This window comes from Candidatus Poseidoniia archaeon (genome assembly GCA_030748895.1).
Classification (GTDB): Archaea; Thermoplasmatota; Poseidoniia; order MGIII; family CG-Epi1; genus UBA8886.
This window is the reverse complement of record JASMLC010000007.1, coordinates 68,738-91,868: the sequence shown is the minus strand read 5'-3', so window position 1 is coordinate 91,868 and position 23,131 is coordinate 68,738. Positions and strand designations below refer to the sequence as shown.

22 protein-coding genes and 1 tRNA gene are annotated in these 23,131 nt (G+C 64.7%); 12 read left to right on the top strand and 11 right to left on the bottom strand.

Features of this window, described 5'->3' with window-relative positions:
• From QGG57_04375 to QGG57_04360, 4 genes are all read right to left on the bottom strand, one after another.
• Positions 1 to 341, bottom strand: a 341-nt coding sequence (locus QGG57_04375) for a hypothetical protein (GenBank protein ID MDP7007406.1), incomplete at its 3' end; no start/stop codon positions are given.
• Positions 342 to 399: 58 nt separating this feature from the next.
• Positions 400 to 1,080, bottom strand: coding sequence for a hypothetical protein (locus QGG57_04370; protein ID MDP7007405.1), 681 nt, complete (start codon positions 1,078 to 1,080; stop codon positions 400 to 402).
• Positions 1,080 to 1,586, bottom strand: coding sequence for a cob(I)yrinic acid a,c-diamide adenosyltransferase (locus tag QGG57_04365; GenBank protein ID MDP7007404.1), 507 nt, complete (start codon positions 1,584 to 1,586; stop codon positions 1,080 to 1,082). Before QGG57_04365 ends, QGG57_04370 begins: the two co-directional genes overlap by 1 nt.
• A gap of 30 nt (positions 1,587 to 1,616) precedes the next feature.
• The gene (locus tag QGG57_04360; GenBank protein ID MDP7007403.1) at positions 1,617 to 2,018 is read right to left on the bottom strand and encodes a hypothetical protein; all 402 of its coding nucleotides are present in this window, start codon (positions 2,016 to 2,018) and stop codon (positions 1,617 to 1,619) included.
• Between the two features lie 49 nt (positions 2,019 to 2,067).
• On the opposite strand from QGG57_04360, the gene QGG57_04355 reads away from it, so the two are divergent.
• The 4 genes from QGG57_04355 (at position 2,068) to dmeF (ending at position 5,000) form a co-directional block, all read left to right on the top strand.
• Positions 2,068 to 2,490, top strand: a complete 423-nt coding sequence (locus QGG57_04355; protein MDP7007402.1) for a thioesterase family protein — start codon at positions 2,068 to 2,070, stop codon at positions 2,488 to 2,490.
• Between the two features lie 475 nt (positions 2,491 to 2,965).
• The gene (locus QGG57_04350; protein MDP7007401.1) at positions 2,966 to 3,808 is read left to right on the top strand and encodes a geranylgeranylglycerol-phosphate geranylgeranyltransferase; all 843 of its coding nucleotides are present in this window, start codon (positions 2,966 to 2,968) and stop codon (positions 3,806 to 3,808) included.
• Positions 3,809 to 3,836: 28 nt separating this feature from the next.
• Positions 3,837 to 4,151: a metalloregulator ArsR/SmtB family transcription factor gene (locus tag QGG57_04345; protein MDP7007400.1), complete on the top strand. Its 315-nt coding sequence runs from the start codon at positions 3,837 to 3,839 to the stop codon at positions 4,149 to 4,151.
• Between the two features lie 45 nt (positions 4,152 to 4,196).
• Positions 4,197 to 5,000, top strand: a complete 804-nt coding sequence (dmeF, locus tag QGG57_04340; GenBank protein ID MDP7007399.1) for a CDF family Co(II)/Ni(II) efflux transporter DmeF — start codon at positions 4,197 to 4,199, stop codon at positions 4,998 to 5,000.
• A 117-nt stretch (positions 5,001 to 5,117) separates the two neighbouring features.
• On the opposite strand, the gene QGG57_04335 is transcribed toward dmeF, so the two are convergent.
• Together QGG57_04335 and glpX are read right to left on the bottom strand one after the other, a co-directional pair.
• Positions 5,118 to 6,131, bottom strand: coding sequence for a fructose-bisphosphate aldolase class I (locus tag QGG57_04335; GenBank protein ID MDP7007398.1), 1,014 nt, complete (start codon positions 6,129 to 6,131; stop codon positions 5,118 to 5,120).
• Positions 6,132 to 6,152: 21 nt separating this feature from the next.
• On the bottom strand, positions 6,153 to 7,106 hold the full coding sequence (glpX, locus tag QGG57_04330) for a class II fructose-bisphosphatase (GenBank protein MDP7007397.1): 954 nt from the start codon (positions 7,104 to 7,106) through the stop codon (positions 6,153 to 6,155).
• Positions 7,107 to 7,285: 179 nt separating this feature from the next.
• Here glpX and QGG57_04325 point away from each other — a divergent pair.
• From QGG57_04325 to QGG57_04290, 8 genes are all read left to right on the top strand, one after another.
• Positions 7,286 to 7,359: transfer RNA gene (locus tag QGG57_04325), tRNA-Lys, on the top strand.
• A gap of 74 nt (positions 7,360 to 7,433) precedes the next feature.
• Entirely contained in the window at positions 7,434 to 7,649 is a 216-nt protein-coding gene (locus QGG57_04320; protein MDP7007396.1) for a DNA-directed RNA polymerase subunit H, read from the top strand.
• Entirely contained in the window at positions 7,646 to 11,086 is a 3,441-nt protein-coding gene (locus tag QGG57_04315; protein ID MDP7007395.1) for a DNA-directed RNA polymerase subunit B, read from the top strand. Before QGG57_04320 ends, QGG57_04315 begins: the two co-directional genes overlap by 4 nt.
• Positions 11,083 to 13,749 carry a DNA-directed RNA polymerase subunit A' gene (locus QGG57_04310; protein MDP7007394.1) on the top strand — a complete coding sequence of 889 codons (2,667 nt, stop codon included), beginning with the start codon at positions 11,083 to 11,085 and terminating at the stop codon, positions 13,747 to 13,749. Before QGG57_04315 ends, QGG57_04310 begins: the two co-directional genes overlap by 4 nt.
• The gene (rpoA2, locus tag QGG57_04305; GenBank protein ID MDP7007393.1) at positions 13,749 to 16,025 is read left to right on the top strand and encodes a DNA-directed RNA polymerase subunit A''; all 2,277 of its coding nucleotides are present in this window, start codon (positions 13,749 to 13,751) and stop codon (positions 16,023 to 16,025) included. Before QGG57_04310 ends, rpoA2 begins: the two co-directional genes overlap by 1 nt.
• The gene (locus QGG57_04300; protein ID MDP7007392.1) at positions 16,025 to 16,315 is read left to right on the top strand and encodes a 50S ribosomal protein L30e; all 291 of its coding nucleotides are present in this window, start codon (positions 16,025 to 16,027) and stop codon (positions 16,313 to 16,315) included. The genes rpoA2 and QGG57_04300 overlap by 1 nt, the downstream gene beginning before the upstream one ends.
• Before the next feature lie 40 nt (positions 16,316 to 16,355).
• Positions 16,356 to 18,251: a transketolase C-terminal domain-containing protein gene (locus QGG57_04295; protein MDP7007391.1), complete on the top strand. Its 1,896-nt coding sequence runs from the start codon at positions 16,356 to 16,358 to the stop codon at positions 18,249 to 18,251.
• 11 nt (positions 18,252 to 18,262) lie between these two features.
• On the top strand, positions 18,263 to 18,718 hold the full coding sequence (locus QGG57_04290) for a GAF domain-containing protein (GenBank protein MDP7007390.1): 456 nt from the start codon (positions 18,263 to 18,265) through the stop codon (positions 18,716 to 18,718).
• Here QGG57_04290 and QGG57_04285 read toward each other — a convergent pair.
• From QGG57_04285 to QGG57_04265, 5 genes are read right to left on the bottom strand one after another with little or no spacing between them, the layout of a single operon-like run.
• On the bottom strand, positions 18,715 to 19,410 hold the full coding sequence (locus QGG57_04285; protein ID MDP7007389.1) for a peptidase C39 family protein: 696 nt from the start codon (positions 19,408 to 19,410) through the stop codon (positions 18,715 to 18,717). The genes QGG57_04290 and QGG57_04285 overlap by 4 nt on opposite strands.
• Before the next feature lie 24 nt (positions 19,411 to 19,434).
• Positions 19,435 to 20,412 carry a PhoU domain-containing protein gene (locus QGG57_04280; GenBank protein MDP7007388.1) on the bottom strand — a complete coding sequence of 326 codons (978 nt, stop codon included), beginning with the start codon at positions 20,410 to 20,412 and terminating at the stop codon, positions 19,435 to 19,437.
• A 23-nt stretch (positions 20,413 to 20,435) separates the two neighbouring features.
• Entirely contained in the window at positions 20,436 to 21,098 is a 663-nt protein-coding gene (locus tag QGG57_04275) for a DUF47 family protein (GenBank protein ID MDP7007387.1), read from the bottom strand.
• Positions 21,095 to 22,504, bottom strand: coding sequence for an anion permease (locus tag QGG57_04270; protein ID MDP7007386.1), 1,410 nt, complete (start codon positions 22,502 to 22,504; stop codon positions 21,095 to 21,097). Before QGG57_04270 ends, QGG57_04275 begins: the two co-directional genes overlap by 4 nt.
• A gap of 54 nt (positions 22,505 to 22,558) precedes the next feature.
• Positions 22,559 to 22,975 (bottom strand): arsenate reductase ArsC, encoded by a 417-nt coding sequence (locus tag QGG57_04265; GenBank protein ID MDP7007385.1) that lies wholly within the window; start codon positions 22,973 to 22,975, stop codon positions 22,559 to 22,561.
• Between the last annotated feature and the right edge of the window lie 156 nt (positions 22,976 to 23,131).

The following is a 23,131-nucleotide window of genomic DNA, read 5'->3' as shown; positions in this document are numbered from 1 at the left end:
AAGTCAAAGGTGCCATTGTAGTCGGGGGTCCAGTCCTCTTCGAACCAGTCGCCCTCGCCATTGTTGATTGTGTACTCAAAGCTGCCGGAATCCACCACGTCACCGGTATCGGTGTCATATACGGTGATGTAGACGTAGATATCAACATCACATTCACAGGTGGTATCGGGGTCGTAGCCGATCGTCGCGGTGTCGTTGTAGCCGTCACCATCCTCATCGGTGGTGTCGCCAGTTATAGACCAGAACCACTCGTCGTAGTCGCCGCCTGCAGTCACGGTAGGTACGGAGCTTAGCAGGAATGCAGCCAGGATAGCCCAAGCTACCATTTTGTTACTGAACATGAGTTGCCTCGGCGGCCATTGCCCTGACTGCATACTTAAAACTGTTCAACTCCGTATTTCAGCCGCCGCGCTCGTCGAGCCAGCGTCTCCCGGCGCGCGCCAGCGTGTACGCCACGAGGTAGGTGTCTTCCCACGGCCGCAGGTAGCCCACGTCAAGCGCGTACTGCAGGAATTCCTCCTGCATCACCGTGCCGCGCGAGACATGTTCGGCGTCCTCCTCGGCCATCCCGCGCGCCATCAGTTCGTGCGGGTAGCCCTTGCGATGCGGCTGGTAGAGCAGGTAGGCCGGAATCAGCTCGCGCGCCAGCTCCGCCTCGTTACGGCAACGGCCATACTCCCCGGCGAGGAACGCTACTTCCGAGAGGCCGGCGCGCGCCTGCCGCGCAAGCCGCAGCGGCTCGGTCGCTACGTCGCCGTCGAGGTCATCCGGCAGGTCGGGCATCGCCTCCGCCAGCACCTGCTCCAGCAGCTCGCGCGCTTCACGCAAGTTCTCCCGGGGGGAGAGCCGCAGCAGGACGCAGACGGCGCCGCGCACCTCTTCTTCGCGCGCGCCCAGAATACCGCCGCTGGCGGCCGCCGGCAGCTCGAGGCTGCGACGCAGTTCGTCGTCGCGGGCGCGTCGCTCGCCCAGCACGCCGAAACCGAGGGCATTTCCGCGCGCGACGCGGGCGTCCTCGCTGCCCTGCTGGTCCTGCAGCTGCTCGCGCAGGTGCTTCGCCAGCCCATCGGGGAGCTGCATCAGTCGCGCGACGGCAGCGACTCGCCCGCCTGCCAGCGCGCCATCACCCACAGCAAATCCGAAAGGCGATTCAGATATGCCAGCGCCTCACCCTTGAAGCCACTTGCCAGCACGCGCCGCTCGGCGCGCCGCGCGACAGTGCGCGCATGGTCGAGCAGCGCCGCCAGCCGGTTCTCGCCCGGGACGACGAACTCCTGCGGCAGCTCGAAGCGGTCGCTGAGCGAATCAATCTGCGCCTCCAGTCGCGTAATCATTTCGGGCGTAACGCCCTCGCCGCGCGCGGCACCCGCCAGCTCGCCCATCACCTGCCACAGGTCGCGCTCGAGCTGCTCGACCAGCTCCGCCAGCTCGCCCCCGGCTTCCGCCTCGGCGCGCACCAGCCCCAGCACCGCCTGCGCCTCGTCCACCGCGCCGTACGCTTCCGGCAGCGGCGAATCCTTACTGACGCGTGCGCCGTTCCCGAGGGCGGTCGAGCCGTCGTCGCCGCGGCGGGTGTAGATTTTCACGCGTGCGCAACGGCTGGCGCTAATTAATCTTCACACGCCGAGGTTGAGCAGTAGCACCCGCCGCGCGCCGCGGTGCTCGGAGACCGCCAGGAAACATTTGCGTTCGGCGTCCACGAGGTGCCGCGCCCATGCCTCGGCCTCCTCGGGCGAGCTGGCTCCGGGCTTCTCGTCAGTCCCTTTCGCGAGTCTCGCCAGCCGCTCCAGCAGCGACAGCGGTATGCGCGCGTGGCCGCCGACCGCGCCGATGTGCTCGGGCCACTCACGGGCGACCAGCGCCGCGAAGCGCCTCAGCGGCGCGGCCGCCTCATCGAGGCCGGCGGTCCCGCACTCGCCGAGCACCTGCAGGTCGATTCCCTTCGACGCGCGCGCGGCCGGCTTGGGAGCGAAGCCCCAGTAGGCGAGCGCGGCCTTGCGGGCGGTCGCGGCACTCATGCTGCGGCCATGCCGGCGCGGCTTAATACGGTTCGGCGGGTGGCCCCGCATGGCATTCGGCAGCTGGCCGGTCAGCGTGGAATTTCCAGTCCACTGGGGCGACATGGACTCTTTCGGGCATGTCAACAACGCAGTCTACCTGACCTGGTTCGAGTCGGCGCGCATCGCCTACTTCCGGGAAATTCGGCAGGAAATCGCGACCCCGGACGGCGTCGGCCCGATTCTGGCGCACATGGAAATCGACTATCACCTGCCGGTCGAGTATCCCGACACGGTCCGCTGTGAGGCGACCGTTACCAGCCTGGGGAATTCGTCGTACCGCATGGCATACCGCCTTCACTCGGACGCGCTGGGCGCGGTCGCGGCGGAGGGCGACTCGGTAGTGGTGATGATTGACTACGCGACCGACCGCAGCGTCCCGCTCAGCGACGAGCTGCGCAGCGCTATCCAGGACCTCGAAAGCAAAAGCTGAACCAGTTACAGTTTTATGGGGCCGGCTCAACACCGGTTTTGTCCAAAAGGGTTGGGTCCCGAGCGGCCGCTCCCCCTTGCAGGGTCATGGCCGCCGGGGCCCGGGTTCGGGCGCCGGGTTTCCCCTTGCGGGGCACCCCGGTCCCTGTTGCCTTCCGGTCCCTCCGTCCCCCGCCTTGGATCTTGGCCTTACGGCCTCCACCCTCGGCTTCTTCCGAAGTTTCCGGTTGGCGTCCGTCCGGTTCCCCCAGCTTCCGCTCTGGTCCTCCGCCTTGCGGCTTCGGCCCTGGGCTTCCGCCGGTTTTTCCGGTCGGTCCCACGCCTTTGCGGGTTATCTCAGCCCTTCGGATGAGAATATCCCAGCGCGGGAACTTGTCATAGGCGAGGGGTCTATTTACTGCCATTCGCAAACACATAAATATGATGAGCGCAGCGACGCCTCCGCGGCCCTTTTCTGGCGCCGCAGCTGGCACCTCGTGAACCCCTATCTGGAAATAGCGCGTCCCGCCAACTGCGTGCTGACTGCGGTCGGCGTCGCGGTCGGCGCGTTCGTCGCGGCCGGCCCGGAGCTGGCGGGGATGGCACCGCAGCTGGCGCTCGGTTGCAGCGCGGCAATGGCGTGCGTCGCCGGGGGCAACGTGCTCAACGACTGGTTCGACCGCGAGAGCGACCGCGCCAACCACCCGCAGCGGCCGCTTCCTTCCGGGCGGCTGCAGCCGGCGGTGGCGCTGCGCTGGGCGCTGGCGCTGCTGGCGGCCGGGCTCGCGGCGCTGGCGGTCGGCTGGCAACTGGGCCTGCTCGGCGCGCTGCCGCTGGCGATTGCCGGCGGCGGCTGCCTGCTGCTCGGCAGCTACGAGACCGCGCTGAAGGCGACCGGGCTGCCCGGCAACGCGCTCATCGCGCTGCTCTCGGGCGCCGTGTTCCTCTATGGCGGCGCGCTCACCGGCGACCCCGGCCCCGCGCTGTGGCTCTTCACGCTGGCGGTACTCGCCTCGCTCGCGCGCGAAATCGTCAAGGACATCCAGGATCTGGCGGGCGACCGTGACCGGCGCACGCTGCCGGCCGCCATCGGGACCGGGCGCGCGCTGGCGCTGGCGGCGGTGGCGCTGCTGGCGGCCGTCGCGCTGAGTTTCTACGCGGGCGCGGGCTTTGACGGCGGCGCGCGCAGCGGCTACCTCATACTGGTCACCGCCGCCAACGCGGTGATGCTCTACGGCCTCTGGCAGGCGTGGCAGGGCGACGCTCGCGCCGGACAGAAACTGCTGAAACAGGGAATGTGGGTTGCGATGGGTGCGTTCATCGTCGGGGCGGGGCTATAGTTTTATAATTGCACAATTATACAACTATATGACCCGGCAGGCCCAATTCTTCAAAGCACTGGGCGACGTGCGCCGGCTACGCATCGCCGGCGCGCTGCTCGAGGGCGAACTCGACGCAGGACAGCTGGCGGCCGTTGCGGGGCGCGATGCCTCGACGGTGTCGCGCCACCTGCGGGTGCTGGTCGAGGCCGGGATTCTCCGACGGCGGCGCGACGGCCGGCGCATCATTTACGCCATCGCCGATGCAGAGATGGCGGGGCGGCTACGGCGCGTCGGAGTCGCGCCGCCCGACGAGGCGTCGCCATTGGGCGACAGCATCCGCGACTTCCTCGCAAGCGGCTGAACGCGCGGCGCCACCGTTATAGCCGGCGCGGACTGCCGCCACGCAATGCACGGCGACCCGCAAGGCCTGGCCGGTGATGGCGAGCGACGCACGCAGGTCGTCGTCGCGATTACGCTGGTGATGATGGTGGTCGAAATCGCCACCGGCTGGCTCACCTCATCGGTGGCGCTGCTCGCCGACGGCTGGCACATGGGCACCCACGCCGCGGCGCTGGGGATTACGCTCTACGCCTACCACTTCACCCGCACGCATCCCGACATCGAGGAGGGCAGCCCGCAGGCGAGCCGCGCCAGCGCGCTGGGGGGCTTCGCGAGCGCGATTGTGCTCGGCATCGTCGCGCTCTACATCGGCTACGAGGCGTTCCGCCACTTCGTCGAACGGCCCGAAATCAGCTACGGGCAGGCGCTGCCGGTCGCGGTCATCGGGCTTTTCGTCAACGGCTGGTGCGCCTGGATTCTGGGGCAGGGCCACGAAGGCGGCGGCCATTCGCACGGTCACTCGCACGACCATTCGCACGACCACACGCCGCGCGACTTCGGCTCGTGGAACCGGCTGGCACAGTCGTACGCCGAGGACTTCGACTTCATCCTGTCACGCCTCGAACGCCTTTTTGCCAGCTCGAAAGACATCGCCGACCTGAACCTGCGCGGCGCCTACCTGCACGTGCTGGCCGACGCGCTCATCTCGGTCTTCGTCATCCTGGCGCTGCTGCTGGGGTGGGCGCTCGGCAGCGGCTTCGCCTACCTTGATCCGCTGGTCGGTATCGTTGGCGGCGTCGTCATCGCGCGCTGGGCGCTGGGGCTGGTCAGCGACTCGAGCCGGGAACTGCTGGGGCTGGAGCAAGCTTAATCTGTCTCCCCGACGGCGGCCTTCCATACGCTGTTCCGAGTGCGACTGCGATATCGAGGCGGGCGTCCGCGTCAAATGGTGCGGCGGCGATTGTTGTTGCTCGCACCTGCCGAAGAGTTAAGCTTCCATCTCCGCCGCGTAGCGACCGTAGCGCGCGGCTCCGTTGAGCCGCGCGCGCTGCACGAACGCCGCCTGCGCCGCAGCGCAATTGGCCGTCGCGCCGCCCCACGCCTGCAGCGCCGACTGCTGCAGCGCGCGGCCGTAGGAGAACGAGAGCTCCCAGGGTCCGCCGCCCATGGCGTTCATCGCGTTCAGGTGCGCCGTCGCCTCGACCTCCGACTGGCCGCCGGAGAGGAACATGATGCCCGGTACCTCGACCGGCACGGTCGCCTTCAGGCAGCGCAGCGTTTCGCTGGCGACCTCGTCGACCCCGGCGCGGTTCGCGGCGTCGCTGGCGGAGATGACCATGTTGGGCTTCAGCAGGATGCCCGGCAAGTGCACGCCGCGGTCCGCGAGCGCCGTGAAAACCTTGTCGAGCGTGCACTCGCTGATTTCGTAGCAGCGGCCGATGGTGTGGCTGCCGTCCATCAGCACCTCCGGCTCAACAATCGGCACCAGCCCGGCGTCCTGCGAGATGCGCGCGTAGTCAGCCAGCGCGTCGGCGTTGGCCTGCACGCAGGAGCTGGTCGGCAGCCCTTCGCCGATGGTAATCACGGCGCGCCACTTGTCGAAACGGGCGCCCAGCGCATGATACTCAGCGCACCGCTCGGCGAGGCCGTCGAGCCCCGCCGTCAGCTTCTCGCCCGGCGCGCCCTCCATCGGGTGCGCACCGCCGTCAACCTTGATGCCGGGGATGACGCCCTGCGACTCGAGGATTTCGGCCATGCCACGGTCGTCGCTCGCCGCCTGGCGCAGCGTCTCGTCGAACAGGATGACGCCCGAGATGTACTGCTCCATCTCCGGCGCGGTGAAGAGTGTCTCGCGGAACTCGCGCCGCAATCCGGGCTCGTTGGGCAGCCCTAGCTGCGCCAGCCGCTTGCCCATCGTGGGAGTGGATTCGTCCGCCGCCAGAATGCCCTTGCCGGGCGCCGCCAGCGCGCGGGCGGTCGCTTCGAGTGCTGCCCTGTCCATGCCCCCCGAGGCTGGCGCAGCTTAAGAGGCTGGCGCGTGCTCGTGACGGATTATTTCGTCGCGGCCGTCGGCGACCGAGATGACGCGGCTGGTGGTGGTCGTCCCGCCTTCGCCCGCCACGGGGCCGGGCAGCCAGCCGTCGCAGACGCCGGTCGCGACGAATACCGCATCGTCCGAAGTGCAGAGCTCGTCGCGCTGCCAGAGCCGGTCGACGTCGTCGCCGAGCATCTCGACCGCGCGGGCGCGGAATTCCGGCTTGTGGAAATGGAGCCGCCCCTCGAAGAAACCGCCGAGCCCGCGCAGCGCAGTAGCGGTGATGACGCCTTCGGGCGCGGCGCCGATGCCGAGCAGCAGGTCGGCTTCGCCGGTCGCAGCGCGCAGTGCGCCGGCAATGTCGCCGTCGCCGATGAGTTGCAGCTGTGCGCCGGCTGCGCGGATTTCGGCCATGAGCTGGTCGTGGCGCGGCCGCTCTAGCACGATGACCCTCACTTCGGAGAGCGGCTTCCCCAGCACTTCGGCTGTTGCGCGCAGGTTGTCGATGACTGGCGCGTCAAGGCTAACGTGGCCGGCCAGCTCCGCCGGGCCGGCAATCTTGTTCATGTAGCAGTCCGGGGCATGCAGGAGCGCGCCGCGCGGTGCCGCCGCCAGCACGGCGAGCGCGTCGGGGTCGTCGCGCGCGCAGTTGTTAGTACACTCGAGCGGGTCAACCGCAATATCGACCGCTATCGCCGCGGGGTCGCCCTGCCGTGAACCGAGCGGCTCGCCAATCCAGAGCATCGGCGCCTCGTCGCGCTCGCCCTCACCAATGGCGACACGGCCGTCGAAGGCGATAGTGTCGAAGACCGCGCGCATTGCGGCTACCGCCGCGGCGTCAGCCCTTTTGTTATCCCCGCAGCCGCGCATGCTACCGGCGGCGATGGCGGCTGCCTCGGTCGCGCGCAGGAACTCAGGTGCCAAGCTTGTAACGGACCCCACGCGCCGCGATTGCGCGCGGTTTTATAATGATGGCTACGGAAGCCCCCTCCAGCATCGCTTCCACGGTGACAAATGGACGACTCTGTCGTCAGGAGCCCTTGTCAGCTCCTGAAAGTCAGAAATTGTTATATAGTCCCCTTGCTTGGCGAGCCGCTCCAGCGTGTCGGCGGTGCAGAGAAGGGCCTGTAGCTTAGCCAGGTAGAGCGTCCGGCTTTTAACCGGACGGCCAAGGGTTCGAATCCCTTCAGGCCCGCCGATAGCAGGAGTGCTAGGCAGGTGGGGAAGGGGTGAATTAATTTGGACAATAAACAACTGTGGCTTCACAAAATGGTACCGGGACATCGAAAACTCGAAGCTGGAGAGGCAAAGAGTGCGCTCGGTGAGCTGAATGTCAGGGCGGAGCAGCTGCCGCGCATCCTGCTCTCTGACCCCGCTGTCCAGGCCATAGATGAAGAAATCCAGACAGGCGACGTCATCGAAGTTTCGCGCAATAACGGACGCGCCGGGATTAACCTGGCGTACCGGCTGGTGGTGGCAGAATGAACATGCGGCCGCTAATCAAATCATTTTTCCGTGGCAAGAGCACTGCGGGACCGAGCGCGGCGATGGTGAATCACCAGCTCGGCTCATTCAATGACTTCCTGCCACACCTCGACAATAGCGCACCGTGGATGCAGCGAGTTGTCGACAACATCACCGTCGGCGCTGACGAGAGCATGCGCGGTTCCATCCGGCTCGAGCTGGGCGACCTGGACGTGGTTGTCAAGCTGGGTGACGTCCGCGTCGGGCGACCAATGATCTACGAGGCTAACGGCTCGCAGTCAGACTCCATCCCGATGATGTCGCGGCTGCGTAACCTCACCTACGCTGCACCCATCCTGCTGCGTTTCACGGTTATCGAAGAGGAAATCGAGATAGAGGATATTGAGGAAGAAATCGGGCTGATGCCGATTATGGTCAAGTCCTCGCTCTGCAACCTGCACCGCAATTCGGTTTACATTCAGGAAAAATACGAAATCGAGTCCACCCCCACGGACGCCGAATATCGCACCATCCTCCAGCAGGAGCAGGAGGACCCAGAGGATCCCGGCGGCTATTTCATCGTTAACGGCACCGAGCGCGTGCTCGTTTGCCTCGAGGACCTGGCGCCCAACCGGGTGATGGTCGAGCGCAATGCGCGCTACCAGCGGCAGACCGAACTCGCCAAGGTCTTCTCGCAGCGAGAGGGCTTCCGTGCCCTTACTGTAGTTGAGAAGAAGAAGGACGGCATCCTGCAGGTTTCGATTCCGGTCGCCTCGGGACAGGTCCCCCTGGTGGTGCTGATGATGGCGCTCGGGATGGAGTCCGCTGACGAAATCATGTCAGCCATCAACGCCGATGACACCACCCAGAATCAGGTACTGGCCAACATCGAGGAGATTCACCAGAGCGAATCGGTCTTCACGACTGAAGAGGCGCTACAGTATCTGGAGCGCCGTTTTGCCGCCGGCCAGTCGAAGGAGTACCGGCGCAAGCGCATCAACTACATCATCGACAATACCCTGTTGCCGCATCTCTCGACCAGTCAGGAAGTGCGCGGCAAGAAGGCGCTTTTCCTCGGCCGGATGGCGCGAGAGGTGCTCGAGCTGGCGACCGGCAGTCGCAAGCCGGACGACAAGGACCATTACGCCAACAAGCGGCTCAAGCTGGCAGGCAACCTGATGGAGGAGCTGTTCCGCACGGGTCTGCAGGCACTGCTCAACGATATGAAATACCAGATGGAGCGCAATTACGCTAAACGTAAGGATAACCGGGTTCACAACGCCGTACGGCGTGACGTGCTCACCAACAAGATTATGCACGCCATGGCGACCGGAAACTGGACAGGCGGCCGCGCCGGCGTGTCGCAGCTGCTCGACCGCACCTGCAATATGGCGACCCTGTCGCACCTGCGCCGCGTGATTTCACCGCTGACCCGCAGCCAGCCGCACTTCGAGGCGCGCGACCTGCACTCGACCCAGTTCGGGCGGCTCTGTCCCAACGAGACGCCGGAAGGACAGAACTGCGGACTGGTCAAGAACCTGGCCCTGATGGTTGACGTTTCCGAAAACCTGCCCGATGGTGAGATTCTCGGCACACTGCGCGACCTGGACGTTCAGCCTCTCGAAAAATTTAAGGAGAGCTGGGGCAAGGTCTACTTCAACGGTGACCTAGCTGGCTGCCATGCAGCTCCAAAGGACCTCGTCCTCAAGATTCGGCAGCTGCGGCGCGAGGCGCACATCCGCCATACGGTGAACGTGCGCTACGATGATTCTCTCGACGATGTGATTATAAACAGCGACCCGGGACGCATCCGCCGTCCGCTGCTGGTGGTAGACCGTAACAACAAACTACGCGTAACCGACAAGGATATTGAGAATGCCGGCACGGAGAAGGTGGTCTGGAACGACCTGCTGGAGCGCGGGCTCATCGAGTATATCGATGCCGAAGAGGAGGAAAACTGCCTGATTGCGCTTAACGCCGATGACCTGAAGCGTAACCGCAAGACCCACGCCTACACTCACATGGAGGTGGATCCGATGGTTATCCTCGGCGTCGCGACCTCGAACGTCCCGTTCCCCGAGCACAACTCGTCGCCGCGCTGTACGATGGGCGCCGGCATGTCGAAGCAGTCGCTCGGGATGGGGCAGTCCAACTACCGGCTGCGTCCCGACACGCGCGGCCACCTGATGCACTACCCGCAGCAGCCGATGGTCCAGACCGAGGCGATGCGCTACAATACCCTGCGAGTCCGACCCGCAGGGCAGAACATGGTCGTGGCGGTGATGAGCTACCACGGCTACAACATGGAGGACGCGCTGATTTTCAACCGCGGCTCAATTGACCGTGGCCTCGGTCGCTCCAGTTTCATGCGCTCCTACATCTCCGAAGAGCGACGCTACCCCGGCGGTCAGGAGGACCGCTTCGTGATTCCCGGCCCCGACGTACGTGGTGCGCGCTCCGAAGAGGCGTACTTCAACCTCGAGGAGGACGGGCTGATTTACCCCGAAGTCGACCTGCGCGGGCGCGAGGTGCTGATTGGCAAGACCAGCCCGCCCCGTTTCCTCGCCGAGCCGACTGATTTCCTGACTCCGCAGAAAGTGCGCGAATCGTCACTGACGGTACGCCATGGCGAGAAGGGGACTGTCGATTCAGTGATGCTCTCCGAGACTGAGAGCGGTTCGCGCATCGCACGTATCCGCGTGCGCGACCAGCGCGTCCCGGAGCTGGGCGACAAATTCGCCAGCCGGCACGGGCAGAAGGGAGTCATCGGCCATATGGTGCCGCCGGAGGGGATGCCCTTCACCGCCACCGGTATCGTCCCGGACCTTATTATCAACCCGCACGCGATTCCGAGCCGCATGACTGTCGCCCACGTGTTGGAGATGGTAGGTGGCAAGCTGGGCGCCATGCGGGGCAGCCTCATCGATGGTAGCGCCTTTTCAGGTGAGAAGGAGGATGACCTGCGCGGCGAACTGGCTGGTCTCGGCTTCAAGCACACTGGCCGTGAATCGCTCTACGACGGACAAACCGGCCGCCGCATCGACGCCGACATCTTCATCGGCGTCATCTACTACCAGAAGTTGCACCACATGGTCAGCGGCAAACTGCACGCCCGCTCACGAGGGCCGGTGCAACTGCTGACGCGGCAGCCGACCGAGGGGCGCGCCCGCATGGGCGGTCTGCGGTTCGGTGAGATGGAGCGCGACTGCCTTATCGGTCACGGAGCGGCGATGGTCATCAAGGACCGGCTGCTCGACGAGAGTGACAAAACGTTGCAGTATGTCGACAGCCGTTCAGGGCACATTTCCTACATGGACCGGCGCGGCGTGTTGACCTCACCCATGGGCGACAACACCGCCATCTATCCCGTGACGATGTCATATGCGTTCAAGCTACTGCTTGAGGAGCTGAAGTCTCTGGGTATCGCGGCGCGATTGCGGCTGGAGGACCTCTCATGATTCGCCACATGATTCCCAAGCGCATCTGCAGCATCGATTTCGCGCTCATCGGGCCGATGGAAATTCGCAATCTCTCGACCAGCAAGGTCATCACTGCCGACACCTACGATGATGACGGCTTCCCGATTCCGATGGGGCTGATGGACATGCATCTCGGTGTTATCGAGCCGGGACTGCGCTGCAAGACCTGCAACCGCAAGCTGGACGAGTGCCCCGGCCACTTCGGCCATATCGACTTCGCGATGCCGGTCATCCACTCCGGCTACTCCAAGGTCATCAAGGACGTGCTCTCGTCAACCTGTTCCGATTGCAGTCGGCTACTGCTGCCGCAGGAGCGCATCGACCACTACACCTCGCTGCTCGAGAAAATCCACGAGTCAGAGGCGGGAACCACGGTCACGATGCAGGAACACATCCGCCGCGCCATTCGCGAGGCGGTCAAGGCGAAAACGTGCCCGCACTGCACCGAGGCGCAAATCAAGCTCACACTCGACAAGCCGACCACCTTCCGCGAAGAAGGGCGCAAGCTGACTCCCAAGGAAGTGCGCAGCCGGCTCGAGAAAATCCCCGCAGGCGACCTGCGGACGCTCGGCTTCAACCCTGAAACCACGCGCCCCGAATACATGGTGCTCACCGTCCTGCCGGTCCCGCCGGTCTCGGTACGCCCCTCGATTACCCTCGAGAGCGGCGAGCGCTCGGAAGACGACCTGACTCACAAACTGGTCGACGTGCTGCGTATCAACCAGCGGCTGCGTGAGAACCGCGACGCCGGTGCGCCGCAGCTCATCGTCGAGGACCTGTGGGAGCTGCTGCAGTACCACGTCACGACCTATTTCGATAACCAGACTGCCGGCATCCCCACCGCGCGCCACCGCAGTGGGCGGCCGCTGAAGACCATCATCCAGCGGCTGAAGGGAAAGGAGGGGCGCTTCCGCTCCAACCTGAGTGGAAAACGCGTCAACTTCTCGGCGCGCACCGTGATTACTCCGGACCCCTATCTGAGCATCAACCAGGTCGGCGTCCCCGAAATGGCGGCGCGCGAGCTGACCGTCCCGGTCCGCACCAACATCCACAACCTGCAATTCATGAAGTGGCTGATGAAGGAGAACTTCGACCCCAGCGACCCCGAGCGCTACATCCCTGGCATCAATTACATGATTCGCCCCGACGGGCGACGCGTCAAACTCACCGACGAAAACTGGGAGTTCAATCTGGAGCGCCTCGAACCGGGCTTCATCGTCGAGCGCCACCTGATGGATGGCGACATTGTGCTGTTCAACCGGCAGCCGTCGCTGCACCGCATGTCGATGATGGCGCACGAAGTGCGTATCATGAAGGGCAAGACCTTCCGCATCAATCTCTGCGTCTGCCCACCATACAATGCCGACTTCGACGGCGACGAGATGAACCTGCACGTCGTCCAGTCCGAAGAGGCGCGCGCCGAGGCGCGCATCCTGATGCGGGTGCAGGAGCACATCCGCTCACCCCGTTTCGGCGGTGCCGTGATTGGCGCTATCCACGACCACATCACCGGCATGTTCCTGCTGACCCATGGCGACGCGAGCTACGACCGCGACCAGACCGTGCGCATCCTGTCGCGCATCGACTACCACGGCGCACTGCCGAAGCCAGCCTACCCCAAGGCGACCGGCGGCCCCAAGTGGTCGGGACGGCAGATTTTCTCGGCTCTACTACCGGATGACATGAACCTGGAGTTCAACGCCTCAGTCTATTTCCCCGAGCGCAGCGTGGAGGAGAACGACGACCTCGACACGATTGTCGAAATCCGTAACGGCGAGATGCTGCGCGGACCGGTCGATGGTCGCTCCATCTCCGCCTTCAAGGGCATTATCCTCGAGGAGATTTCGCGCCTTAAGGGGCCGAGCGCGGCACGCGAGTTCATTGACCTCGTCACCCGCCTCGCCGTCGGGGCCTTGATGGAGACTGGTTGCACGACCGGGATTGACGACGAAGATATCCCGCCGGAAGCCATCCTGCAGATTGAGGACGCCATGCAGGGCGCCATGAAGGGCGTCAACAAACTGGTCACCTCCTACAACAAGGGCAACCTCGAGAGCATGCCGGGACGCAGCCTCGAGGAGACGCTCGAAGTCGAGGTTATGAAGAAACTGGGACAGGCGCGCGACAAGGCAGGCGACATCGCCGGCTGGCACCTCGGTATGGACAATTTCGCCGTCATCATGGCGCGCTCCGGCGCGCGCGGCAGCATGCTCAACCTGTCACAGATGGCGGGCAGCATCGGCCAGCAGGCGGTTCGAGGCGAGCGGATTTCGCGCGGCTACGAGAAGCGCACTCTTTCGCACTTCAACCAGGGTGACCTGGGTGCTGCGGCGAAGGGATTCGTCCGCTCCAGCTACAAGCATGGACTGAGTCCGACCGAGTATTTCTTCCACTCCATGGGTGGCCGCGAGGGGCTGGTCGATACGGCCGTGCGCACCTCGCGTAGCGGCTACATGCAGCGGCGGCTGGTCAACGCGCTGGAGGATTTGCGCGTCAAGTATGATGGTACTGTCCGCAACACGGCTAACACCGTCATCCAGTTCAGCTACGGTGAGGACGCTGTCGACCCGACCCGCTCCAAGTTCGGGGAAGGAATTGACGCCAACGACATCGTCGAGGCAGTCGCCGGGGGAGGCAAGTAATGGCGCGTAGCGACACTATCCGCGCACTCGAGCGGCGTGGCATGGCGCGGGGACTGGCGGCCAAGGCGGCCGACGCGGGCGAGCAGCTCGGGACGCTCAAGAAAGCGAGCCTCGCACAATTGCGCAAGCTCTTCAGCTTCCGCGAAATACTGGAAGTCATCGAGGCGGTCGGCAACCACAAGGTCGACCGCGAAGAGGTCGTTGCAGGCGCACTCGAAGAGGAGAAATCGGGCGATGGCCCCTTCTCGGCCGATGCTGCGCTGCGAAGGGTCGAAAAGAAACTGGGTGTAATCTGGTCACTGCCTGACGGTTACACGATTGAGGCTATCAACAGGCATGTCGCCTCGAAGGGCGAGGTACTGCTGGGAGTCGCATTCCCGATTAATGCCCGGCAGTTCCGCTACCCCTTCAGCGGCTACGTCTACCTCAAGGAACACCACGGCATTCGCTACCTGTCGATAATCTCGGAAGTGCTCTCGTTCGACCGCCCCGGGACTCCCGAGGAAGAAGAACTGCTGCTGCCGGCACACGCCGAGGAGCCCTATGTTACCTTCCTGCGCATCGAGCGGCTGGTGCCGCTACCGCGCACGCTGCGGCTGGAGGAGTTTCACAAGATGGACGGCACGCCCGTCCGTTCGGCACGCAACTACACGCAGGTCGAGGATTCGTTCGACCTTTCACGCGACCGACTGCGCTTCGAGCAGGAGCGCATCGACGCACAGAAAGTCTACACCGAGCTTGGTTTCTCCGAGAAGACGGCACAGGGGCTCTTCACTGGGGGACTTTATCATCCCACGCAAGCAGCGGCGGCTACCAACGAGGAGCTGAAGGACGCCGACGTCCCGATGTCGCGGCTGGAGGAGTTCCGCAAGGCGGTCGAGGAGGCTGCCGCGAAGGCACTGGCCGAGCCGGCCAAGGCACCAACCAAGGGAATCGAGGTCGCCGACCTTGAGGAAGAAGAAGAGACCGGGCGCAAGCTCAACCCGTTCCGCATCCGCGCACTCAAGCTGGCGAAGGGGCTCCCGAGCCACTATGTCGAGGAAATCGCGTGCAGCGCCGAGAAGGGGCGGCTACAAGCCAAGGGCGTCAAGGCACTGGTCGCCACCTTCAGCGAACAGGTCGCCGCGGAGGAGAAGCTACAGCAGGCGCTCGCGAAAGCGAAGGCAACGCTGCCTCAGGGCATCGTGCGACAACTGGCTGAGAATGCGGCTGGTCGCAAGCTGAGCGCGAAGCAGTTTGGCGAAATTGTGAAGTTGGCGCTGGCGCAGTATGGCCTCGCGCAAGTCGACGCTACTGAGGCGGTCGGTATCCTCGCAGCGCAATCAATTGGTGAGCCGGGGACGCAGATGACCATGCGGACATTCCACTACGCCGGTGTTGCCGAAATGAACGTTACACTGGGACTGCCGCGGCTAATCGAGATTGTTGATGCCCGCCGCGAACCCAAGACCCCAATCATGGAGGTCTACCTCGAGCCGCAGTTCGCCGCCGACCGCAAGGTGGCGCTGGACGTAGCGGCACGGATTGAGGCGCGGTCGGTCAACAGCCTGGCGCGTATCCGCACCGACATGACCAACCTGCGGCTGATTATCGAGCCGGACCCGAAAGAGATGAAGGCGTGCATGCTGACAGATGAATTGCTGGCGGCGCGCATCAAGAAACAGGGGAGGCTGCGCTGCCTGATGACTATCGAGAACGGTGAAATTGTCCTGACCGAAAAGGAGCCGTCATTCAAGAAACTCTACATCCTGGAGGACAAGGTGCGCCGGCTCAAGGTAGCTGGTATCGCCTCGATTTCCCGCGCTATCGTGCGCAAGGATAAGGACGAATACGTCATCTTCACCGAAGGTTCCGACCTGAAGGCAGTCCTGGCGATGCCGGAAATCGACCCGACCCGCACCAGCAGTAATTCGGTCCACGAAATTGCCGAAGTGCTCGGAATCGAGGCGGCGCGCAACTCCATAATTCATGAGCTGAACCAGACGCTGAACGAACAGGGGCTCTCGGTAGACTTGCGCCACAACCTGCTGGTCGCTGACGTGATGACCAACACCGGCCGCGTCAAGGCAATTGGCCGGCACGGGATTTCTGGTGCGAAGACCTCGGTCCTCGCCCGGGCCGCCTTCGAGATTACCTCTACCCACCTGCTACTCGCCGGCCTCTCCGGAGAGTCGGACGTCCTGACTGGCGTCGCCGAGAACATCATCGTCGGCCAGCCGGTCCATCTCGGCACCGGCGCGGTGAGCGTTATCTACAAACCCGGGAAGGAAGCCTGATGGACCTCAACAAGGCGCTGCGCAAAGCTATCGCCACCGGCGAAGTTAACCTTGGCGCCAACCAGTGCTGCGAGGCAGTCACCAGCGACGGGGCGCGGCTGGTGATACTGGCGAACAACTGCCCGGCCGGGGTGCGTGAGGCCGTCCTCGAGGCTGAAACGGACGTTTACCAGTTTGATGGAACCAACTCTGACCTCGGTGCCGCGTGCGGAAAGCCTTTCCCGGTCTCGGCAGTGACCGTTCTGGAAGGCGGCAGTTCCGAAATCCTGAGACTCAAACCCAACCTCTGAGGGTTACGTTTAAGCCGGGCCTCAGGCTGCCCTGACGGGCATGGATTTTCCCCTCGACCTCAGCGGCTTTTCGCGGCTGAAATTACCACTTGAACCCGAGATTGACGAAGCCGGACTGGCGCAGCTGGAGAGCGATATTGCGCTGCTGCGTGACGCCATTATCGCGCTGACCGCAATCGCCCGCGCGCGAGGCCTTGGCGGTCACACCGGCGGGCCGTACGACATTGCTCCGGAGGTGGTGATAGTCGACGCACTGCGCGACGGCGGAGCCGCGATTCACCCCGAGTTTTTCGACGAAGCGGGACACCGTGCCGCACTGCAGTATGCACGCGGCGCGCTGCGGGGTGACTTGCAGCCAGAGCAGCTGCTGCACTACCGCGAATACGACTCGGGGCTGGCCGGCCACCCCGAGAAGGAATTGCTTGACTGCATCGACTTCTCGAGCGGACGGCTCGGCCACGCGGCGGGGCACGTCAACGGCGTCGCGCTCGCCCATCCCGGGCAGGGGATAGTGATGTTCGGCTCCGACGGCTCGCAGATGGAGGGCAACAACGCGGAGGCGGCGCGGCTGGCGGTCGCCAACAACCTCAACGTCAAGTGGATTATCGACGACAACAACGTCACGATTGCCGGCTACCCCGACCGCTACCTGCCGGGGTTCGACCTTGGGCGCACTCTCGGGGGGCAGGGCTTCGCCGTCTTCCCGGCCGACGGTGAGGACACCCGCGCACTGCTGGCCGCGATTGTCGCCGCGCTGCTCCACGACGGCCCGGCCGCCGTTCTTTGCCGCCGGGCCATGGGGCCGGGCGTCCCGCAACTCGAAGGGACGCCACAACTGCACGACGTCATCACGCTCGCTGCGGCGCGCGAGTACTTCACTGCGCGCGACCACGGCGCAGCGCTAGCGCTACTGACTGAAATCGAAGGCGAAGCGGCTGCGCCTCCGGCAGAGCTGCTTGGCGGTGGCGCGCCGGAAGCGTGCCGCAAGCAGTTCGGCGCTTCGCTCGCCGCGGTGCTGGCAGGGCTCTCGCCCGACGAGCGGCAGCGCGTCCGCGCCTTCGACTCGGACCTGGAGGGGTCGGTTGGCCTGACGGCTATTCGCGAGCAGTTCCCCGAGTGCTTCACCAGCGGCGGGGTACAGGAGCGCGGCAACCTGCTCGCCGCCGCCGGCTTTGGCTCGCAGCCCGGCTGTCAGGGGGTCTTCGCTACCTTCTCCGCCTTCCTCGAAATGGTCATTTCCGAAATCACGATGTCGCGGCTCAACGAGTGCGACCTGCTCTGCCATTTCTCGCACGCCGGGGTTGACGCGATGTCCGATAATACGTGCCATTTCGGGCTCAACAATTTCTTCGCCGACAACTACGTCGAGGCCGGCGCGCCGACTGCGCTTTATTTTCCGGCCGACGTCCACCAGATGGACGCCGTCGTGCGGCGCGTCTTCCCCGAGCGGGGGCTGCGGTTCATCTTCTCCAACCGCTCGAAGCAGCCGGAAATCCTCGGCTCGGAAGGCGAGCCGATGCACGGCGATGGCTACGAATTCGAGCCGGGCCGCGACGAAATCGTGCGCGAGGGCGACGCGGGCTGGATTGTGAGCTACGGCGACATGCTGCACCGCTGCCTGCACGTCGTCGAAACGCTGCGCGCCCAGGGCGTGGCGGTGGGGCTGGTGAACAAGCCCACGCTCAACGTCGTTGACGAAGACATGCTCGCCAGACTGGGCAAGGCTCCTTTTATACTGGTCGTCGAGAGCCTGAACCGGCGCACCGGCCTCGGTATCCGCTACGGCAGCTGGCTGCTCGAGCGCGGATTCGCGCCGCGCTACGGCCACATGGGCACCACCCGGCCAGGTAACTGCGGGCAGGCGGAGCAGATTGCGCACCAGCGGCTCGCGCCGGCCGATGTGGAGGCGCGCGTCAGGGAACTGCTGGCGGCCTGAACCCTGCTGCCATGGAATTGATGCGACTCGAAAGCGCCGCTGCCAAAATCCTCGCTGTCGCGACCGACCGCGGAGCTGCGCTGCGCGAAATCGCGCAGCTGCTCGATTCACGCGTGGAGCACTACGACTGGATCGGCTTCTACCTCGTCGACGGGCGAGAGCTGGTGCTGGGGCCATACGTCGGCGCGCCGACGGAACACGTGCGCATCCCGTTCGGGCGCGGCGTCTGCGGGCAGGTGGCCGAGAGCGGCGAGACGCTGGTCGTACCCGATGTGGCGGCCGAAGCCAATTACCTGTCGTGCGGCAGCGCGGTGCGGTCGGAAGTTGTCATTCCAATTCACGCCGACGGCATGGTCGTCGCGCAGCTCGATATCGACTCGCACACGCGCGACCCCTTCTCCCGGGCCGAAGTGGAGTTCCTACAGCGGCTCTGCGTGCGGCTGGCGCGACTCTGGAGCGAAACTTAATTAGCCGCGACCGCAGCGCGGGAGCCGATGGTGCCCCGGGGCAGCGGCGGCTCAGCGACCGATTTCCCGTCAGGCCACACGCGGCTGCCGACGGTGACCAGCGCCTGCTCGCCGAACTGCACCGCGCTGGCGAGCAGCGCGGCGCCGGCGACGGGGCGGTGCGCCCGCTCCGGGGGGTCGAGTGGGTTGTGGACCAGCAGCTCGGAACCGCGCAGCCCGGTCACCAGCGCCCAGTGTGGAATCTCGTCATCCTCTTCCGGGAAGAGCGCGGTCGAGACCAGCGCCAGCACCAGCCGTTCGGCGGTCAGCGCGGCGCGGATGTCGGCGGCCCCCGGTTTTCGCCGCTCCTCCGTAACGCCGTTGCGCGCGCAGAGCCGCTGCTGCATGATGTGGAAGAACTCCAGCGTGCCGGGGTCGATGCCGGCGACACGCTCGTGGACGCGCTCCATCAGGCCGAGCCCGTCGGCGGTCGAGATGATGTGCGGCCGCAAGCCTCGCAGAGCGAGCGGTGCCGCGAGCCCGTAGCGGCCGCAGCCGCCGATTTCGACCGCGTTGGTCTCGCGCCACACCTCGACTTCCAGGTCGCGGTCGAGCGGGCCGGCCAGGTTGAAGTGGCCCAGCGCCATCAGCGCGCAGGCGGCGCCACAACTGAAGTCCATCGTCTGCGTGTAGAAGGGCGCGTCAATCTGCACGGGGCGGCAGCGGCGGCCGGTTAATCAGTCCTGCGACGCGAAGTTGATGGTCACCTCGGCGATGTCGGTCGAGTAGAGCGCGGTGCGAATCAGCGATTCGAGCGCCATGAAAAGCGGCAGCGCTTCCTCCGGGGCTTTCGCGGCGCGCTGCTGCAGGTAGCGCTGGCAGCGGTCGCGATACGCCTTGCCGCGGTCAATAATCTCGACGGCGCTGCCCGCCTTCAGCCCACTGAAGGAGACCATAGCCTCCTCCAGGATGGCGCCCGCCTGGTCTGCCAGCTTCAGCAGCTTTGCGTCCGGTTGCGGCAGCGTTTCGGCCGCCTCCGCCAGCCGGCAGGCGTGGTCGCCGATACGCTCGAGTGCGCGTGCGACATGCGAGAAAAACTGGCCATGCGCCAGCCCGCCCGCGACCTTCTCCGCCAACTGGACATTTTCCAGAGTCATGTTGAACTGCCGCTCGATGAACCAGTAAAGTTTGTCTGCTTCGCGGTCGCGGTCGCGCACCTCGGCCGCCTCCATCCCGGAGCCGTGTAGCATCTGCACCGCGTCGTCGTACATTGCGCGCACGATGCGGTAGAACCGCTTCACCGTCCGGTCGAACGGCAGCGCCCCGGGGCTGGTGACGTCGTTGAGCAGGATACGGCTCGCCTCCTCCTCGACTATTTCCATCCCGATGACGCTGGCCGAAAACTCGCGGATGGTCGAGCGCTGGCGTACGCTGAAGCGGGCCTCAGCCTCGGCCGAAATCTCGGTCGTGCCGGTCAGGTAGATGCCAATCAGCCGCCGGAAAAGATGCGCATCCACCTCGTCACGCACCCGCAGGCTGCGCTGCTTTTCCCATCCCTGACTGCTGGCGCGGGGGTCGACGACCAGCGTGCCGTTGGACTGCGGCACCAGCACCACCTCGGCGCCCCGCTGGAGTCCCACCTCGTCAACCCACTTCCGGGGCAACGAGACCGTGATGGTGGAGCCACCGGTCAGTTGCAGCTTCCTGCTCTCCATCATGCCGGGAGCAGGCCGGGGGTTTAGTGGCTTGCCAGCGGCAACAACGAGTTGGCCGCGTGTTCGGTGGCGTTGGCGACGTCGTCCAGCCGCTGCGCGACGCGATACATATGCGCCGCTGCGAGCGGCGCATCATCGCCGTGCGAGAAGACGTAGGCGGCGGTCGCCGCCTCCTTCTCATCCGCCTGATGCTCGAGCAGGTTGACGCTGGCAATTAGCTGGTGCAGCTCTTCCTTCACCTTCGTGGCGAAGCCGGATTCCATCAGCTCCTGCAGCTTCTCGACAGCCTGCGCGTATTCATTGACGGTCGCCTGCACCGACTTCGCCTGCGCCAGCAGCAGCTTGCGCGCCTCTGCGTCGGCAAAGAGCGGCCGGAAGGAGATAATTTCGGTGACGTTCTCGGCGTAGTCGGCGATACGGTCCTGCCGTGAAATCATGTCGAGGAAGACTTCTTTCGAGATAGCGAGCCGTACGCTGCCGCGCATCACTCCGCGCAGCTCGTTTTTCAGGCCGTCGGCCTCCAGTTCAGCGTTCGAAGTCGCCGCAATCGCCTCGGCGGTATCGCCATCCTCGCAGGCGAGCGCGACGCAGCGTTCCATGTGCTCGACGGTTTCAAGCGCCTTGGCGGCGTGGCGGTAGTATGCCTCGAATACGCTGGGGCCAACACGGCTCTCGAAGAACTTCATTCCGCGCCCCCCATCTCGATTTCAACCCGGGGTCCCGCCTTGATAGAGTGGTAGAGCAGCCAGACAATGGCGGCCAGTATCAGGCTGACCGAGACGATGAAACGGGTTTCATCCAGCCCGAAAATCAGGTAGAGTACTACTGCCCCGATGCCGGCGGCCGGGATGCTGGCGACCCAGCTGGCGGCAATCTTCCCGAAAACGCCGAAATCCACAGATGCAGTTCCCCTTGCCAGCCCGACCCCCACCACCGAGCCTACAAGGGTATGGGTAGTGGAAATGGGCACCGCCAGGAAAGGCAGGGAGAATAAGAGTACGACAGTTGCGGCGGCGAACTGGGCCGCGAACCCGCGCGTGGGAGTGATGTGGGTTATTTTCTCGCCAATCGTCTTCATCACGCGATGGCCCCAGGTGGCGATGCCAATGACGATGCCAGCGCTTCCCAGCAGCACCAGCCAGAGCGGGACCGAAGCTTCGGGGCTCAGCACGCCTGCCTGGTAGACCTGCCAGACGGCCGCCATCGGCCCGATGGCATTGGAGCGGTCATTGGCACCGTGCGCGAAGGCGACGTAGCAGGCGGTGATTATCTGGAGCCAGACGAAAATCTGCTCGACCCCCGCGTAGCCGCTCTCCTTGAACTCATAGTTGCGCAGCAGCAGGTAGAGCGCAAGGCTGGCAAATGCCCCCAGCAGCAGCGCTATCTGCAGGCTCGGCTGCGGCAGGCATTCGGCGACTGCGGCCATGAAACTGGCGTCGACGGCGCAATCCCTGGCCGGCAGCCATGCGGCGGGCAGCAGGTACTGGAGCGCCTTGAACTGGAGCGCCAGTCCCAGCACGAAAAAGGTCGGGAAGGCGAGTATTGGCGCCATCCAGCGGGAGCGCTGGATAGGGTCATCGGACTCCATAATGGTCATGCGAATGACCATGAAAGTCCCGTAAGCCAGCACTCCACCCAGCAGCGGGGAAATTACCCAGCTCAGAACTATCTGGCCGACTTTGTGGAAATCGACCAGTGAAGGGTCAATGAAGAGACCAAAACCGATGATGCCACCAATGATGCTGTGCGTCGTCGAGACCGGCAGCCCGTAGCGCGTGGCGACCGTAATCCAGAGCGCAGCCGCCAGCATGGCGGCGATGAAGCCATACTGCAACTCGCTGGAGAGGCTAGCCATCTCCTCCTCGGAAATAATCAGCACTCCCTTGCGCACCGTATCGGTGACAGCGTCGCCGGCGAAGAAGGCACCGCAGAACTCGAAGACCGCCGCGATGATGATGGCGTTGCGCAGCGTCAGCGCCCCGCTCCCGACGCTGGTGCCCATGGCATTGGCGACGTCGTTGGCGCCGATGTTCCACGCCATGTACGCTGCTACCGCGATGGCGAGCAGTATCATCAGTTCGAGTCCAAACATTGGCCGGTGCTGTTCCAGGGGTTAAATAAATATTTCCTATATAATCTATATAGATTATCTATTTTCAATATTGGCGAGCAGCGCCTCCACTCGCGCCCGAATCTCGTCCCGCGCTGCGTGGAACGGCGCCAGCGGGTCGCCGCCCGCCGGCACCGCTACCGGGTCCGCTATCGGCCAGTGCTCGCGCTGCGTCGTGGGTGACCACGGCAGCGCGACGCACTCCTCCTGCGCGGAGCCGCAGAGCGTGACGGCGATGTCGGCATCGCACCGCGCTGTCGCAGAGAGCGGTTTCGACCGCTGCGCGGAGATATCGACACCCGCCTCCGCCATCGCCGCCACGGCACGGCGCGAGAGGCCAGCCGGCTGGGTGCCGCCGCTCTCCACGGCCAGTTCCGGCGCCAGGTGGCGCGCCCACCCCTCGGCCATCTGCGAACGCGCGGCATTTCCGGTGCAGACGAAGATGATTTGCATCGCGGCTCGACTGTGCGGTGCGCCAAAAAACTGCCGGTTGCTCGTCGACAGGAGCCTGTTCCACCACCCCTTGGTTTCCTGTGGAAAGGTGGTACAGCAAGCTGCTTTTCCACTCGCTACCTAAATCCAAAAACTTTAAAAGGTGGAACCAATGGC